Genomic DNA, 16,363 nt, shown 5'->3' on the forward strand with positions numbered 1-16,363 from the left:
CGTGACCTCGACCAGCCTGCCGGACAGCCTGATCGCCACCCTCCCCGGCTCCGCCTACACGGACCCGGGCGTCTTCGCCCTGGAACAGGAGCGCATCTTCGAGGCCATGTGGTTCTGCGTCGCACGCTCCTGCGACCTGGCCAAGCCCGGCGCCTTCCGCACCGTCGACGTGGGCCGCGAGAGCGTCCTCGTCACCCGGGCGCGCGACCATTCCGTCCGTGCCTACTTCAACGTCTGCCGGCACCGCGGCGCCAAGCTGTGCACCGACGGCGCGGGCGAGGTCAGGCGCGCCTTCCAGTGCCCGTACCACGCCTGGACCTACGACCTGGACGGCAAGCTCGTCGCGGCACCCAACCTCACCAGGATGCCCGACGTCGGCCGCACCGAGTACGGCCTGGTGAGCGTGGCCGTGCGCGAATGGCTCGGCTATGTGTGGGTATGCCTGGCGGAGGACCCGCCCTCCTTCGAGGAGGACGTCATCGGCGAGGTGGTCACGCGCCTCGGCGACGTCGAGTCGATCGACCGCTACGACATCGCCGGCCTCTCGGTGGGCAAGCGGATCGTCTACGACGTCAAGGCGAACTGGAAGCTCATCATCGAGAACTTCATGGAGTGCTACCACTGCGCCACCATCCACCCCGAACTCACCGAGGTCCTGCCGGAGTTCGCCGACGGCTACGCGGCGCAGTACTACGTCGGCCACGGCGCCGAGTTCGGCGCCGAGGTCAGGGGCTTCACGGTGGACGGCTCCGAGGGACTGGACCGGATACCGGGCGTGTCCGAGGACCAGGACCGCCGGTACTACGCGATCACCGTCAAGCCGCAGGTCTTCGTCAACCTCGTGCCCGACCACGTGATCTTCCACCGGATGTACCCGGTGGCCGTCGACCGCACGATCGTCGAGTGCGACTGGCTCTACCTGCCGCACGTCGTGGAGAGCGGCAAGGACGTCAGCCGGTCCGTGGAACTGTTCGACCGGGTCAACCGCCAGGACTTCGACGCCTGCGAGCGCACCCAGCCGGGCATGGGTTCACGGCTCTACGCCAAGGGCGGTGTGCTCGTCCCCAGCGAGCACCACATCGGTGCCTTCCACGACTGGGTGAACGAGCGGCTCGGCGCACGCACGCAGGAGTGAGGGGACGGCCGTGGCCCGCGCGGGGGGCGAACGCGGGCGGTGCGGCGGTCGTACGGCGGGCGGTCAGCCCAGGTATCCCATGCGGTGGCTGATCTCCTCGGCGCCCTTGACGAGCACCGGGGCCAGCTCGTGCATGCGCTCCTCGGTGAACCGGTACGCGGGCCCGGACGCGCTGATCGAGGCGATGACCCGCCCCTCCCGGTCCCGGATCGGCGCCGCCATGGCGTGCAGCCCGATCTCCAGCTCCTCCAGGGTCCAGGCGTAACCGCGCTCGCGGGCCTCGGCGAGGTTCTTCTCCAGCTTGGCCTTCGAGGAGATGGTGTGGGTCGTCAGCTTCTTCAGGCCGGCCTCCGCCAGCAGCGCGGCGCGCTCCTTGGCGGGCAGCTGGGCCAGCATGATCTTGCCGCTGGAGGTGGCGTGCAGCGGGGTGAGCTGGCCGACCCAGTTGTGCGCGGTGACGGCGGCCTGGCCGCGCACCTGGTAGAGGTTGATCGCGTAGTGCTCCTGCATCACCGCGATGTTGACCGTCTCGCCGATCTCCTCGGCCAGCCGCTCGCACACCGGCCGGCCCTGCTGGGTGATGTCGATACGCCCCGTGACGGCTCCGGCCAGGCGGACGATGCCGAAGCCGAGGGAGTACTTGCCCCGCTCGCCCGACTGCTCGACCAGGCCGCGCGCCTCCAGTGCGCCGAGCAGACGGAACGCGGTCGACTTGTGCACATCGATCTCGGCGGCCACTTCGCTCACGCCGGCCTCACCGCGCTGGGCGAGGATCTCCAGGACGCTGATGGCCCGGTCGACGGACTGCACTCCGCCGGACGGCGACCCCTGTGTTTCGTTATCCGGAGTGTGGTTGCTCATAGCGGAACTATACGCGCGGTAAACAACGCGCTCGCAAGTAACACGGCGTGAACAAAGATCTTACAGGTTGCGTTGTTCGCAACCTGGTGCACATTGCGATACCCGTACTAGCATGCCGCGCATCACGACGGCGCGAGCGAGACGAGGCGACACATGGCTCCTCTGCACTACGACTTCGTCATCGTCGGCGGCGGATCGGCCGGCAGCGCACTGGCGAACCGGCTCTCGGCCGACCCCGGAAACCGAGTGCTCGTCCTGGAAGCGGGCCGCTCCGACTATCCCTGGGACGTCTTCATCCACATGCCGGCGGCCCTCACCTACCCCATCGGCAGCCGCTTCTACGACTGGAAGTACGAGTCCGAGCCCGAACCCCACATGGGGGGCCGGCGCATCTACCACGCCCGCGGCAAGGTGCTCGGCGGTTCCAGCAGCATCAACGGCATGATCTTCCAGCGCGGCAACCCGATGGACTACGAGCGCTGGGCCGCCGACCCCGGCATGGAGACCTGGGACTACGCCCACTGCCTGCCGTACTTCCGCCGGATGGAGAACTGCCTGGCGGCCGACCCCGACGACGAGTTCCGCGGCCACGACGGGCCGCTCGTCCTGGAACGGGGACCCGCGACCAACCCGCTCTTCGGCGCCTTCCTCCGGGCCACACAGCAGGCGGGCTACGCGCCGACCGACGACGTCAACGGCTACCGGCAGGAAGGCTTCGCCAAGTTCGACCGCAACGTCCACCGCGGCCGGCGGCTGTCGGCCTCGAAGGCGTACCTCAAGCCCGCGATGAAGCGGCCGAACCTCACGGTGCGCACCCGCGCGCTGGTCACCCGCGTCCTCTTCCAGGGCAAACGGGCCGTCGGCGTCGAGTACCGGCGCGGCAGGGGTGTGCCCCAGCGGGTCAGCGCCGGCGAGGTCATCCTGTGCGGCGGGGCGATCAACTCACCGCAACTGCTCCAGCTCTCCGGCGTCGGCAACGCCGCCGAGCTGTCCGCCCTCGGCGTCGACGTCGTGCACGACCTGCCCGGAGTCGGCGAGAACATGCAGGACCACCTGGAGGTGTACGTCCAGTACGCCTGCAAGCAGCCCGTGTCCGTGCAGCCGTACATGGCGAAGTGGCGCGCGCCCTTCATCGGCCTGCAGTGGCTGCTGCGCAAGGGGCCGGCGGCCACCAACCACTTCGAGGCCGGCGGCTTCGCCCGCAGCAACGAGGACGTGGACTACCCCAACCTGATGTTCCACTTCCTCCCGGTGGCCGTCCGCTACGACGGCTCCTCGCCGGCCGGCGGCCACGGGTACCAGGTGCACGTCGGACCCATGTACTCCGACGCCATCGGGTCGGTGAAGATCAGGAGCAGGGACCCGCGGGTCAAGCCCGCACTGCGCTTCAACTACCTCTCCACCGAACAGGACCGCCGCGAGTGGGTCGAGGCGATCCGTGTCGCCCGCCGGATCCTCGGCCAGCCCGCCCTCGCCCCCTACAACGGCGGCGAGATCTCGCCCGGCCCCTGCGTCGAGACCGACGAGGAGATCCTCGCCTGGGTCGCCCGGGAGGGCGAGACCGCCCTGCACCCCTCCTGCACCTGCAAGATGGGCACCGACGAGACGGCCGTCGTCGACCCGCTCACCCTGCGCGTGCACGGGCTGGACGGGCTGCGCGTGGTGGACGCGTCGGTGATGCCCTACGTCACCAACGGCAACATCTACGCGCCGGTGATGATGATCGCCGAGAAGGCGGCCGACCTGATCCTCGGCAAGGAGCCGCTGGAACCGTCCAAGGCCGTGTACTACCGGCACCGCGACGCCCAGAAGCAGGCCGGGTAGACCGTGGGCGCCGAGGCTCTGCGGGCGCTGCTCGGCCGCGTCCGCTACGAGGTGCTCCCGGCGAGGGCGACGCAGGACGAGGTCCTCGCCCATGTGCCCCGCGACGTCGTGGTCACGGTCACGGCGTCGCCGGTCAAGGGCCTGGAACCGACGCTCGCCCTCACCGAGCGGCTCGCCGCGCACGGATACCGCGTCGTCCCGCACGTCCCCGCGCGCCTGCTGCGGGACGACGCGCACCTGAAAGACGTCACCGAGCGGCTGCGCGCGGCCGGGATCGGGGACCTCTTCGTGCCGGCGGGCGACGCGGACCCGCCGGCCGGGCCGTACGACGCGGCGCTTCCGGTGCTGCGCAGGCTCACCGAACTGGGCAGTCCCTTCCCGGACGTGGGGATCACCGGGTATCCCGAGAGCCATCCGCTCATCCACGACGACCTCACCGTCCAGTCGATGTGGGACAAGCGGACACACGCCACGTACATCGTGAGCAACCTGTGCTTCGACGCGCGCGTGCTCGGCGACTGGATCACCCGGATCCGGCGTCGTGACATCGCCCTGCCCGTGCACGTCGGTGTCGCGGGTCCCGTACAGCGGGCGAAGCTGCTGGCCATGGCGACGAAGATCGGGGTGGGGGAGTCGACGCGCTTCCTCACCCGGCACCCCTCCTGGTTCCTGAGGTTCGCGGCTCCCGGCGGCTACACGCCCGAACGAGTGCTCACCGGCGCCGCGCGGGCGCTGACCGGGCCGTCGGCGGCCGTGGCCGGACTGCACCTGTTCACCTTCAACCAGATCGCCGAGACCGAGCGCTGGCGGCGAGCGGTACTGGACCGGCTGAACGCCTGGAACCAGCCATGACCGACCCCTTGACGGGTGTCGGCCCATTCGGCCAGGGTGTTCCACCACGAGCAAATCAGTGCACGATGCGCAACGAATTCTCCTCGAAGGGCGCGGCGCGTGGCAGATCTGTATGTGGCCGGGAAATGGCGTGATCCGGTGGCCGGCGGCCACCGCGAGATCCGCTGTCCGGCCGACGGCACACTCGTCGCGACGGTCTCGGAAGGCACCCGCCCCGACACCGAGGCGGCGATCGCCGCGGCCCGCCGGGCCTTCGACGAGGGGCCCTGGCCCGGGACGCCCGAGCGGGAGCGCGGCGCCCTGCTGCTGCGTACCGCCGGCATCCTCGAACGCGACGCCAAGGAGTTCGCCCGCGCCGAGTCCCTGGACACCGGCAAGCGGCTGGTGGAGAGCGAGTACGACATCGCCGACGTCGTCTCCTGCTTCCGGTACTACGGCGGCATCGCCGGCACCGGGGCCGGCCGGGTGATCGACACCGGCCGCGACGACGCCGTGAGCCGGGTCGTGTACGAGCCCGTCGGCGTCTGCGCGCTGATCACGCCGTGGAACTACCCGCTGCTGCAGGCCTCCTGGAAGGTCGCCCCGGCCCTGCTCGCGGGCAACACCGTCGTCCTCAAGCCCAGCGAACTGACCCCCTCCACCTCGATCCTGCTGATCAGGGCACTCGAGGAGGCCGGGCTGCCCGCCGGCGCCGCCAACCTCGTCCTGGGCGCCGGAGCCGAGGCGGGCGCACCGCTGGCCGAGCACCCGGCCGTCGACATGGTGTCGTTCACCGGCGGACTGGACACCGGCCGGCACATCATGGCGACCGCCGCGGCGAGCGTGAAGAAGGTCGCGCTGGAGCTGGGCGGCAAGAACCCCAATGTCGTCTTCGCCGACGCCGACTTCGACACGGCCGTCGACTTCGCTCTCACCGCGGTCTTCCTGCACTCCGGGCAGGTCTGCTCGGCCGGCGCCCGGCTGATCGTCGAGGACTCGCTGCACGACGCCTTCGTGGCCGAGGTCGTCCGCCGCGCCCGGCTGATCCGGCTCGGCGGGCCCTTCGACGCCGAGGCCGAGACCGGGCCGCTGATCTCCGCCCGGCACCGGGAGAAGGTCGAGGCGTACGTCGCGGCGGGCCTGGCCGAGGGCGCCGTACTGCGCTGCGGCGGCGCGCGCCCGGACGATCCCGCGCTGGCCGGAGGCTTCTACTACCCGCCGACCGTCCTGGACGAGTGCCGGCAGGACATGCGCGTGGTGCACGAGGAGTCCTTCGGGCCCGTGCTCACCGTCGAACGCTTCCGTGACGAGGACGACGCCGTCCGCATCGCCAACGACACGGAGTACGGCCTCGCGGGGGCCGTGTGGACGCAGGACGCGGGCAAGGCGCAGCGGGTCGCCCGCCGGCTGCGGCACGGCACCGTGTGGATCAACGACTACCACCCCTATGTGCCGCAGGCCGAGTGGGGTGGGTTCGGGCACTCCGGCGTGGGCCGTGAGCTGGGGCCGACGGGCCTCGACGAATACCGGGAGCCCAAGCACGTCTGGCAGAACATCCAACCCCGGCCGCAGCACTGGTTCCGCGGCTGAACGCCGAAAGAGGTCGACCATGGGCCCAGCACAGACCGAGGTGTCGCGGCGGCGCGACACGTCCCAGGACTCGAAGGACCGCACCCCCGTCATCTCCGTGCGCGGGCTGTGGAAGGTGTTCGGGCCGAAGGCCGACGCGGTGCCGGACTCCGCGGAGCTGTGCGGTCTCACCCGCCGCGAGCTGATGGACCGCACCGGCTGCACCGCCGCCGTACGGGACGTGAACTTCGACGTCTCGCCGGGCGAGGTCTTCGTCGTCATGGGCCTGTCCGGCTCCGGCAAGTCCACCCTGGTGCGATGTCTCACCCGGCTGATCGAACCCACCGCGGGCGAGGTCGTCTTCGAGGGCGAGGACATCCGCGGCGCCGACTCCCGGCGGCTGCGCGAGATGCGGCGCAGCAAGTTCTCCATGGTGTTCCAGCACTTCGGCCTGCTGCCGCACCGCAAGGTCGTCGACAACGTCGCGTTCGGCCTGGAGATACGGGGCATGAGCAGGGCCGAGCGCACCAGGCGGGCACTTCAGACCGTCGAACTGGTGGGCCTCGCCGGATACGAGAACTCCTACCCCGACCAGCTCTCCGGCGGTATGCAGCAGCGCGTCGGGCTCGCCCGTGCCCTCGCCGGCGACCCCGACGTACTCTTCTTCGACGAGCCCTTCTCGGCGCTCGACCCGCTGATCCGCCGGGACATGCAGAGCGAGGTCATCCGGCTGCACCACGAGGTCGGCAAGACCATGGTGTTCATCACCCACGACCTGTCCGAGGCCCTGAAGCTGGGCGACCGCATCCTGATCATGCGCGACGGCAGGATGGTCCAGTGCGGCACCGGCGACGAACTGGTCGGCGCCCCCGCCGACGACTACGTACGGGACTTCGTCCGGGACGTGCCGCGCGGCGACGTGCTCACCCTGCGCTGGATCATGCGCCCGGCCCAGCCCGAAGACGCCCTGGACGGGCCGGAGTTGGGACCGGACGTCGTGGTGCGCGAGGCCACCCGGGCGGTGCTGGCGGCCGAGAAGCCGGTCAAGGTCGTCGAGGGCGGAAAGCTGCTGGGCATCGTCGGCGACGAGGAGATCCTGTCCGTCGTCGCCGGCGACGAAGGCGGTGCGTGATGGCCGTCGCCGCCGACACGAGCGCGCCGGCCGCGCCCCTGCGCGAGAAGGTCAGCCGCCCCATGGTGGTCGCGGGGATCCTGGTCCTCTGGCTCGTGCTCTTCGCCGTGCTGCGCGGCCGGCAGACGCTGACCCTGGCGGCGGCCGACCTCACCGGGCTGCACCGCTGGCTCAACGACGTCAACGACAGCATCGGGGCCAACCGCGACTCGAACCCGCTCTTCCTGTACTTCTTCAACGAGATCCGGCTGGCCATCGACCATCTCGTGACCTTCGTCCAGTCGCTGATCTCCCAGCCCGTCGGCTCCCGCCCGGTCCCGCAGATCGGCTGGTTCGGCGTCGTCGGCATCACCGGCTACGTCTCGTGGGCCGTCGGCAACTGGCGGGTCGCGCTGCTGGCCGTGGCGGGTTTCGGCTTCTTCGGGCTCCAGGGCCTGTGGCAGGAGAGCATGGACACGCTGGCGCTGACCCTGTCGGCGGTCCTCGTGGCGCTGCTCATCGGCGTCCCGCTCGGCGTGTGGGCGGGCCTGTCCGACCGGTTCAACCGGATCATGACGCCCTTCCTGGACTTCATGCAGACGATGCCGACCTTCGTCTACCTCGCCCCGCTGACCCTGATCTTCCTCATCGGCGGTGCCTCCGCGGTGATCACCACCGTGATCTACGCGGCACCGCCCGCCATCCGCATCACGGCCCACGCCATCCGCTCCGTGCCCGCGACCACCGTCGAGGCGGCGGACTCCCTCGGCACGACCCGCACGCAGCAACTGGTGAAAGTGCTGCTGCCGATGTCCAGGCGCACCGTCGTCATGGGCGTCAACCAGACCATCATGGCCGCCCTCGCCATGGTGACCATCGCCGCGCTGATCGACGCGCCCGGCCTCGGCAAGACCGTCGTGCAGGCCCTGCAGTCGCTCGACGTCGGCACCGCCTTCAACGCGGGCCTCGCCATCGTCGTCATGGCGATCGTGCTCGACCGGGTCACCACGGCGGCGGCCGGACGAGCCGAGGCCGGCCGGCGGGCGGGCGGACGCCTGCGCAGGTGGCGCGGGCCGCTGCTGGCGGCGGGGGCGCTCGGGGTCGGCTTCATGGTGTACGTGTCCCACACCTACGTCTGGGCGGCCGAGTTCCCCGGCAACGGCACCGTCGGCGGCCACATCGCGAGCGCGGCCGACACGGCGACCACCTGGCTCCAGGACCACCTCTCCGGGCTGACCAACGGAGTGCGGGGCGTGCTCACCGACGGCCTGCTCAACCCGTTCCAGACACTGCTCACCGACTCCCCGTGGTGGCTCGTCGGACTCACCCTGGTCGCGCTCGCCGCGGTGCTCGGCGGCCGCTGGGCCGCGGTGACGGCAGTCGTGTGCGTCGGGCTCCTCGTCGGCACGGGTGTGTGGTCGGACAGCATGACCACCCTCGCCTCGACGGCCGTGGCCACGGTGCTGGTCATGTTGCTCGGCGTCGTCGTCGGCGTGTGGATGGGACGCACTCCGCTCGTGGACCGGCTGGTCCGGCCCACCCTGGACGCCGCGCAGGTCATGCCGCCCTTCGTCTATCTCGTTCCGTTCCTGGCGCTGTTCGGCGCCACCCGGTTCACCGCGATCGCCGCGGCCGTCGTCTACGCGGCACCCGTCGCGATAAAGATCATCGCGGACGGTGTGCGGAACGTGCCCGAGGCGACCGTCGAGGCGGCCACCTCGGCCGGGTGCGACACCTGGCAGACCATCACCAAGGTCCAGCTGCCGATGGCGCGCGGCGCGCTGACGCTCGCCACCAACCAGGGCCTGATCTACGTGCTGTCGATGGTCGTCGTGGGCGGCCTGGTGGGGGCCGGCGCCCTCGGCTACGACGTGGTGGCCGGGTTCTCGCAGGGGCAGCTGTACGGCAAGGGGCTCGCGGCGGGACTGGCCATCGTCCTGCTCGGAGTCATGTTCGACCGGATCACTCAGGCCGCGGCGCGACGCACCCGGGCGTAAGGAGCACGACACCATGGCACGACACTGGCGCACCGGCGCGGCCGGCCTGACCCTCCTGAGCCTCACCCTCACCTCCTGCGTGGGCGCGAAGGTGAGCGACATGTCCTCGTCCGGCTCGAAGCGCTCGGACGGCACGTGCGGCACCTTCAACCTGGCCGTCAACCCGTGGATCGGCTACGAGGCGGACGCGGCGGTCGTCGCGTACGTCGCGCAGCACGACCTCGGCTGCACGGTCGTCAAGAAGAACCTGAAGGAGGAGATCGCCTGGCAGGGGTTCGGGACCGGCGAGGTCGACGCCGTCCTGGAGAACTGGGGCCATGACGATCTGAAGAAGAAGTACATCACCGGGCAGAAGACGGCCGTCGAGGCCGGCTCGACCGGCAACAAGGGCGTCATCGGCTGGTTCGTGCCGCCGTGGCTGGCCAAGGCGCACCCGGACATCCTCGACTGGAAGAACCTCGACAGGTACGCGGACAGGTTCCGGACCTCCGAGTCCGGCGGCAAGGGCCAACTGCTCGACGGCGACCCGTCGTACGTCACCAACGACGCTGCCCTGGTCAAGAACCTGAAGCTCGATTTCAAGGTGGTGTACGCGGGCAGCGAGACCGCGCTCATCCAGGCGTACCGGACGGCCGAGAAGAACAAGCAGTGGGTGATCGGCTACTTCTACGAGCCCCAGTGGTTCATGTCCGAGGTGCCGCTGGTCAAGGTCAGCCTGCCGAAGTACACGCCAGGCTGCGACGCGGACGCGGCGAAGGTGGCCTGCGACTACCCCGTCTACGACCTGGACAAGGTCGTCAGCGCGCGGTTCGCCGGCTCGGGCAGCCCGGCGTACCGCCTGGTGCGGAACTTCCACTGGACCAACGACGACCAGAACACCGTCGCCCGGTACATCGCGCAGGACAAGATGACGGACGACGCGGCGGCCCGGAAGTGGGTCGAGGCGAACCGGGACAAGGTCGACGCCTGGCTGAGGTAGCCCGGGGCCGGCGAGGGCCCGCCGAACAGCCCGGCAGGCGGTGTGCACGCAACGCGCGCCGCCTGCCGGGCTTCGCCGTGTTCGCGGCCCGTATCCGGCCCGTTTTCCGGCGTGACCGCCCCCTTGACACCCCTCCTCGGCGGCGGGCACATTGAGTTGCGCAGCCTGAATCAAGTTGCGCAGAAAGCAACTGGACCGGTCTCAAGTTCGGAGGTTGGGCGATGGCGGGACCCCGAGTGGTGATCATCGGAGCGGGCGTCGTGGGAGCGGCCCTGGCGGACGAGATCTCCGCGCGCGGCTGGACCGAAGTGACCGTGGTCGACCAGGGCCCCCTCCCGGCCACCGGGGGCTCCTCCTCGCACGCCCCGGGCCTGGTCTTCCAGACGAACCCCTCGAAGACGATGACGGAACTGGCCCGCTACACCGTCGAGAAGTTCCGCTCCCTCGACGTCGACGGCCGGCCCTGCTTCCTCCAGGTCGGCGGCCTGGAGGTGGCCACCGGCCCCGAGCGCCTCGCCGAACTGCACCGCCGCCACGGCTGGATCACCGCCTGGGGCATCGAGGCGCACCTGCTGACCCCCGACGAGTGCGTGGAGCGGCACCCGCTCGTCAACCGGGACCGGGTCCTCGGCGGCCTCCTCGTCCCCACCGACGGCCTCGCCAAGGCCGTTCTCGCCGTCGAGGCACAGATCCGCCGGGCCACCGAGCGCGGCGTGCGCTTCCTCGCCCGGCACGAAGTCCTCGACATCCGGCAGGACGAGGGCCGCGTCACCGGCGTCGTCACCGACCAGGGCGAGATCCCCGCCGAGGTCGTCGTGTGCTGCGCCGGCATCTGGGGACCGAATATCGCCCGCATGGTCGGCATGAACCTGCCGCTCACCCCGCTCGCCCACCAGCTCGCCTGGACCGGCCCGGTCCCGGCCCTCGCCGGCCAGACCGAGGAGGCGGTCCGCCCGATCCTGCGCCACCAGGACGCCGACCTCTACTACCGCGACCGCTACGACGGCCTCGGCATCGGCTACTACGGCCACCGCCCCATGCCGGTCTCCGCCGACGACATCCTCTCCGTGGACCAGGCCGAGGAGATGCCCTCGGTCCTGAAGTTCACCGAGGAGGACTTCGAGCCCGCCTGGACCGAGACCCGGTCGCTGCTCCCGGCCACCCAGGAGGCCAAGGTCGAGGAGGGCATCAACGGCCTGTTCTCCTTCACCACCGACGGCTACCCCCTGCTCGGCGAGTCCCCGGACGTCAAGGGCTTCTGGGTCGCCGAGGCCGTCTGGGTCACCCACTCCGCGGGCGTCGGCCGCGCCGTCGCCGAATGGCTGGTCGACGGCCACTGCTCCTCCTTCGACCTGCACGAGTGCGACGTCAACCGCTTCGAGCCGCACCAGCTGTCCCCGGAGTACGTCCTGGCCCGCGACTGCCGGAACTTCGCCGAGGTCTACGACATCCTCCACCCCCTCCAGCCCTCCGGGGAGCCGCGCCCGATCCGCACCAGCCCCTTCTACGCCCGCCAGCAGGAACACGGCGCGTTCTTCCTGGAGGCGACCGGCTGGGAGCGCCCGCAGTGGTACGAGGCGAACGCGCGCCTGCTCGACGGCCGCGCCATCCCCACCCCGGGCGACTGGGCCGCGCGCTACTGGTCGCCCATCGTCGGCGCCGAGGCCCAGGTCACCCGCGAGACCGTCGCGATGTACGACATGACCGCCCTCAAACGCCTGGAGGTGAGCGGCCCCGGCGCCGCCGGCTTCCTGGAAGGGCTCGTCACCGGCAAGGTCGCCAAGTCCGTCGGCTCGGTGACGTACACCCTGCTGCTCAACCACGACGGCGGCATCCGCAGCGACATCACCGTCGCCCGCCTCGCCCCCGACCTCTTCCAGGTCGGCGCCAACGGCAACCTCGACCTCGACTGGTTCACCCGCCATCTGCCCGCCGATGGAACGGTCCAGGTCCGCGACATCACCGCCGGCACCTGCTGCATCGGCCTGTGGGGCCCGCTCGCCCGCGAGGTGCTGCAACCGCTCACCGACGCGGACTTCTCGGCCGCGGGACTGAAGTACTTCCGCGCGCGGCGCGCCTACGTCGGCAGCGTCCCGGTGACCGCGATGCGCCTGAGCTACGTCGGCGAACTGGGCTGGGAGCTGTACACGGGCGCCGACCAGGGGCAGAAGCTGTGGGACACCCTGTGGGCGGCGGCCGAACCGCTCGGCGGCATCATCGCCGGCCGGGGCGCCTTCAACAGCCTGCGCCTGGAGAAGGGCTACCGCTCCTTCGGCACCGACATGACCTACGAGCACGACCCCTACGAGGCCGGCGTCGGCTTCGCCGTCAAACCCGACAAGGGCGACTTCATCGGCAAGGCCGCGCTGGAGCGCCGCAAGGAGAACGTCCGGCGGAAGCTGAGCTGCCTCACCATCGCCGACCCGCGGTCGGTCGTCATGGGCAAGGAGCCGGTGTACGACGGCGACCGCGCGGTCGGCTACGTCACCAGCGCCGCGTACGGCTACACCGTCGGCAAGGGCATCGCCTACGCATGGCTCCCGGCCGGCCTTGCCACCCCCGGCACCACCGTGCACATCGGCTACTTCGACCAGCGCGTCGAGGCGGTCGTCGCCGACGAGCCGCTGTTCGACCCGGCCATGTCCCGCCTACGTGGCTAGCCCAGGGGAAGGAACACCACCGGTGACCGCACAACTCCTCGACGGCCGGGCCACCGCCGCCGGCATCCGCCGCGAACTCGCCGAACGCGTCGCCAAGTCGACGGCCCTGACCGGCCGACCGCCCGGCCTCGGCACCGTCCTCGTCGGCGACGACCCCGGCAGCCACGCCTACGTCGCCGGAAAGCACCGCGACTGCGCTGAGGTCGGCCTCGCCTCCCTGCGCCGTGAACTGCCCGCCGACGCAAGCCAGCGGCAGGTCGAGGACGTCATCGACGACCTCAACGCCGACCCGGCCTGCACCGGCTACATCGTCCAGCTCCCGCTCCCGCGCCATCTGGACGCGAACGCCGTCCTCGCACGCATGGACCCCGCCAAGGACGCGGACGGTCTGCACCCGGTCAACCTCGGCCGGCTCGTCCTCGGTGTCGACGCCCCCCTGCCCTGCACCCCGCGCGGCATCGTCGAGCTGCTGCGCCGCTACGAGGTGCCGCCGGCGGGAGCACGGGTGTGCGTGATCGGCCGGGGCATCACCGTGGGACGGCCGATCGGACTGCTGCTCACCCGCCGCTCCGAGAACGCCACCGTCACCCTCTGCCACACCGGAACCAGGGGCCTGGCCCGGCACGTACGCGAGGCGGACATCGTCGTCGCGGCGGCCGGGTCGCCCGGACTGATCACCAAGGACATGCTGCGCCCCGGCGCGGCCGTCCTGGACGTCGGCATCACCCGCACCGGGCACGGACTCGTCGGCGACATCCATCCCGAGGCCGCCGAGGTCGCCGGATGGCTCGCGCCGATGCCCGGGGGAGTGGGACCCATGACCCGGGCGATGCTGCTCGCCAACGTCGTCGAGGCCGCCGAGAGGAACGCGAACCCCGCATGAACGCGCTGAACACGCCCCTGGCCGAGCTGGACCCCGAGGTCCACGCGGCCCTCCGCGCCGAACTGCACCGCCAGCAGTCCACCCTGGAGATGATCGCCTCCGAGAACTTCGCGCCCGCCGCCGTGATGGAGGCGCAGGGCTCGGTCGCGACCAATAAGTACGCCGAGGGCTACCCCGGCCGCCGCTACTACGGCGGCTGCGAACACGTCGACGTCACCGAACGCCTGGCCATCGAGCGGGTCACGTCCCTCTTCGGGGCGGCTCACGCCAACGTCCAGCCGCACTCGGGCGCGCAGGCCAACACCGCCGTGTTCTTCGCCCTGCTCCAGCCCGGCGACACGATCCTCGGCCTCGACCTCGCGCACGGCGGTCATCTCACCCACGGCATGCGCATCAACTACAGCGGCAGGATGCTGAACGTCGTGCCGTACCACGTCTCCGAGACCGACAACCTCGTGGACATGGACGAGGTGGAGCGGCTCGCCAAGGAGCACCGGCCCAAGATGATCATCGCGGGGTGGTCGGCGTACCCGCGGCAGCTGGACTTCGCCGCCTTCCGCCGGATCGCCGACGAGGTCGGTGCCCTCCTCATGGTCGACATGGCGCACTTCGCCGGCCTGGTCGCCGCGGGACTGCACCCGAGCCCCGTCCCGCACGCCCACGTGGTCACGACGACCACGCACAAGACCCTCGGCGGTCCGCGCGGCGGCGTCATCCTCACCAACGACGCCGGCCTCGCCAAGGAGATCAACTCGGCGGTGTTCCCCGGCATGCAGGGCGGCCCACTGGAGCACGTCATCGCGGCCAAGGCGGTCTCCTTCAAGGTTGCGGCCTCGCCCGAGTTCGCCGAACGCCAGGCCCGTACCCTCGCGGGCGCCCGTGTCCTCGCCGAGCGCCTCGCCCGGCCCGACGCGGCCGCGGCCGGAGTGAAGGTGCTCACCGGCGGCACGGACGTCCACCTGGTCCTGGTCGACCTGCGGGACTCCGAACTCGACGGCAAGCGGGCCGAGGACCTCCTCCACGAGATCGGCATCACCGTCAACCGCAACGCCGTCCCCTTCGACCCGCGCCCGCCCATGGTCACCTCCGGCCTGCGCATCGGCACCCCGGCGCTGGCCACCCGGGGCTTCACGGAGGACGACTTCGCCGAGGTCGCCGACGTGATCGCGCTGGCCCTCCAGCCGGAGCCGGACGTGGCCGCGCTGCGCGCCCGCACCGAGGCGCTGGCCGCGCAGCACCCGCTGTATCCGCACCTCTCCGGCACCTCAGGAGCCGCCCGATGAGCCCCCGCACCCCCGGCGCCGACCTGCCCGACCACCCGGACTGGCTCTGGCGCACCCCCGAGCCCAAGCGGTCGTACGACGTGGTGATCGTGGGCGGCGGCGGCCACGGCCTGGCCACCGCCCACTACCTGGCCAAGAACCACGGCATCACCGACGTCGCCGTCCTGGAGAAGGGCTGGCTCGCGGGCGGCAACATGGCCCGCAACACCACGATCATCCGCTCCAACTACCTGTGGGACGAGAGCGCGGGCATCTACGAGCACGCGCTGAAGCTGTGGGAGGGCCTGGAGGAGGAGCTGGACTACCCGATCCTCTTCTCCCAGCGCGGTGTGCTGAACCTCGCCCACAGCCTGCAGGACGTCCGCGACAGCGTGCGCCGGGTCGAGGCCAACCGGCTCAACGGCATAGACGCCGAATGGCTCGACGCCGATCAGGTCAAAGAGGTCTGCCCGATCGTCAACACCTCCCCCAACGTGCGCTACCCCGTCCTCGGCGGCACCTACCAGCCGCGCGCCGGCATCGCCAAGCACGACTACGTCGCCTGGGGCTTCGCCCGCTCCGCGGACGCCGCCGGTATCGACATCATCCAGAACTGCGAGGTCACCGGCCTGGACGTGGCCGGCGGCCGGGTGGTCGGCGTCCAGACCACCCAGGGACCGATCGCCGCGGGCAAGGTGGCCCTGTGCTCCGCCGGCCACACCTCGGTCCTCGCCGCCATGGCGGGCATCGAACTGCCCCTCCAGAGCCACCCCTTGCAGGCGCTCGTCTCCGAACTGCTGGAGCCCGTGCACCCGACGGTCGTGATGTCCAACGCGGTCCACGTGTACGTCAGCCAGGCGCACAAGGGCGAGCTGGTGATGGGCGCGGGCATCGACGCGTACAACTCCTACACCCAGCGCGGCGCGTTCCACATCATCGAGGAGCAGATGTCCGCCGCCCTGGAGCTGTTCCCGGTGTTCGCCCGCGCCCATGTGCTGCGCACCTGGGGCGGCATCGTCGACGTCAGCCCCGACGCCTCGCCCATCGTCGGCCTCACCCCGGTCGGCAACCTCTACCTCAACTGCGGCTGGGGAACGGGCGGCTTCAAGGCCACCCCGGGCGTGGGCTGGGTCTACGCCCACACGATCGCCCACGACACCCCCCACCACCTGAACGCCCCCTTCTCGCTCGACCGTTTCACCACCGGCGCGCTCGTCGACGAGCACGGCGCGGCCGCGGTGGCCCACTAGG

The 16,363-nt window shown here is 70.9% G+C and carries 12 protein-coding genes; 11 read left to right on the forward strand and 1 reads right to left on the reverse strand.

All coding sequences use genetic code 11. From position 1 onward, the window contains the following. The first annotated feature begins 1 nt into the window (after position 1). Positions 2 to 1,135: an aromatic ring-hydroxylating oxygenase subunit alpha gene (locus ACZ60X_RS08790; RefSeq protein ID WP_469595139.1), complete on the forward strand. Its 1,134-nt coding sequence runs from the start codon at positions 2 to 4 to the stop codon at positions 1,133 to 1,135. Between the two features lie 63 nt (positions 1,136 to 1,198). Here the strand turns inward: ACZ60X_RS08790 and ACZ60X_RS08795 are convergent, their stop codons facing one another. Then, positions 1,199 to 1,996, reverse strand: coding sequence for an IclR family transcriptional regulator (locus ACZ60X_RS08795; protein WP_469595142.1), 798 nt, complete (start codon positions 1,994 to 1,996; stop codon positions 1,199 to 1,201). 153 nt (positions 1,997 to 2,149) lie between these two features. Between ACZ60X_RS08795 and betA the strand changes: the two genes are divergently transcribed. The 10 genes from betA to ACZ60X_RS08845 all read left to right on the forward strand — a co-directional run bounded on the left by betA (position 2,150) and on the right by ACZ60X_RS08845 (position 16,362). Then, entirely contained in the window at positions 2,150 to 3,820 is a 1,671-nt protein-coding gene (gene betA, locus ACZ60X_RS08800) for a choline dehydrogenase (protein ID WP_469595144.1), read from the forward strand. A 3-nt stretch (positions 3,821 to 3,823) separates the two neighbouring features. Continuing rightward, a complete protein-coding gene (locus tag ACZ60X_RS08805; RefSeq protein WP_469595147.1) occupies positions 3,824 to 4,672 on the forward strand; it encodes a methylenetetrahydrofolate reductase in 849 nt (282 codons plus the stop codon). A gap of 99 nt (positions 4,673 to 4,771) precedes the next feature. Beyond that, positions 4,772 to 6,241, forward strand: coding sequence for an aldehyde dehydrogenase family protein (locus ACZ60X_RS08810; protein WP_469595151.1), 1,470 nt, complete (start codon positions 4,772 to 4,774; stop codon positions 6,239 to 6,241). A 19-nt stretch (positions 6,242 to 6,260) separates the two neighbouring features. Beyond that, positions 6,261 to 7,352, forward strand: coding sequence for a quaternary amine ABC transporter ATP-binding protein (locus tag ACZ60X_RS08815; protein WP_469595152.1), 1,092 nt, complete (start codon positions 6,261 to 6,263; stop codon positions 7,350 to 7,352). Beyond that, positions 7,352 to 9,328 carry an ABC transporter permease gene (locus ACZ60X_RS08820; protein WP_469595154.1) on the forward strand — a complete coding sequence of 659 codons (1,977 nt, stop codon included), beginning with the start codon at positions 7,352 to 7,354 and terminating at the stop codon, positions 9,326 to 9,328. The genes ACZ60X_RS08815 and ACZ60X_RS08820 overlap by 1 nt, the downstream gene beginning before the upstream one ends. A gap of 13 nt (positions 9,329 to 9,341) precedes the next feature. Further along, positions 9,342 to 10,307 carry an ABC transporter substrate-binding protein gene (locus ACZ60X_RS08825; protein WP_469595156.1) on the forward strand — a complete coding sequence of 322 codons (966 nt, stop codon included), beginning with the start codon at positions 9,342 to 9,344 and terminating at the stop codon, positions 10,305 to 10,307. Between the two features lie 221 nt (positions 10,308 to 10,528). Further along, positions 10,529 to 12,967: a GcvT family protein gene (locus ACZ60X_RS08830; RefSeq protein WP_469595158.1), complete on the forward strand. Its 2,439-nt coding sequence runs from the start codon at positions 10,529 to 10,531 to the stop codon at positions 12,965 to 12,967. A 22-nt stretch (positions 12,968 to 12,989) separates the two neighbouring features. Then, complete coding sequence (locus ACZ60X_RS08835; protein WP_469595161.1) at positions 12,990 to 13,850, forward strand: bifunctional methylenetetrahydrofolate dehydrogenase/methenyltetrahydrofolate cyclohydrolase; 861 nt, start codon at positions 12,990 to 12,992, stop codon at positions 13,848 to 13,850. After that, positions 13,847 to 15,133 carry a serine hydroxymethyltransferase gene (gene glyA, locus ACZ60X_RS08840; RefSeq protein WP_469595163.1) on the forward strand — a complete coding sequence of 429 codons (1,287 nt, stop codon included), beginning with the start codon at positions 13,847 to 13,849 and terminating at the stop codon, positions 15,131 to 15,133. Before ACZ60X_RS08835 ends, glyA begins: the two co-directional genes overlap by 4 nt. Further along, positions 15,130 to 16,362, forward strand: coding sequence for a sarcosine oxidase subunit beta family protein (locus ACZ60X_RS08845; protein ID WP_469595166.1), 1,233 nt, complete (start codon positions 15,130 to 15,132; stop codon positions 16,360 to 16,362). Before glyA ends, ACZ60X_RS08845 begins: the two co-directional genes overlap by 4 nt. Position 16,363: the final 1 nt, after the last annotated feature.

This window comes from Streptomyces sp. NPDC104106 (assembly GCF_055584345.1).

Excerpts from the sequence above, each read along its gene's own strand:
- ACZ60X_RS08795 (WP_469595142.1), bottom strand. The coding sequence starts at position 1,996 with ATGAGCAACCACACTCCGGATAACGAAACACAGGGGTCGCCGTCCGGC.
- ACZ60X_RS08830 (WP_469595158.1), top strand. The coding sequence starts at position 10,529 with ATGGCGGGACCCCGAGTGGTGATCATCGGAGCGGGCGTCGTGGGAGCG.
- glyA (WP_469595163.1), top strand. The coding sequence starts at position 13,847 with ATGAACGCGCTGAACACGCCCCTGGCCGAGCTGGACCCCGAGGTCCAC.
- ACZ60X_RS08820 (WP_469595154.1), top strand. The coding sequence starts at position 7,352 with ATGGCCGTCGCCGCCGACACGAGCGCGCCGGCCGCGCCCCTGCGCGAG.
- ACZ60X_RS08845 (WP_469595166.1), top strand. The coding sequence starts at position 15,130 with ATGAGCCCCCGCACCCCCGGCGCCGACCTGCCCGACCACCCGGACTGG.
- ACZ60X_RS08825 (WP_469595156.1), top strand. The coding sequence starts at position 9,342 with ATGGCACGACACTGGCGCACCGGCGCGGCCGGCCTGACCCTCCTGAGC.
- ACZ60X_RS08815 (WP_469595152.1), top strand. The coding sequence starts at position 6,261 with ATGGGCCCAGCACAGACCGAGGTGTCGCGGCGGCGCGACACGTCCCAG.
- betA (WP_469595144.1), top strand. The coding sequence starts at position 2,150 with ATGGCTCCTCTGCACTACGACTTCGTCATCGTCGGCGGCGGATCGGCC.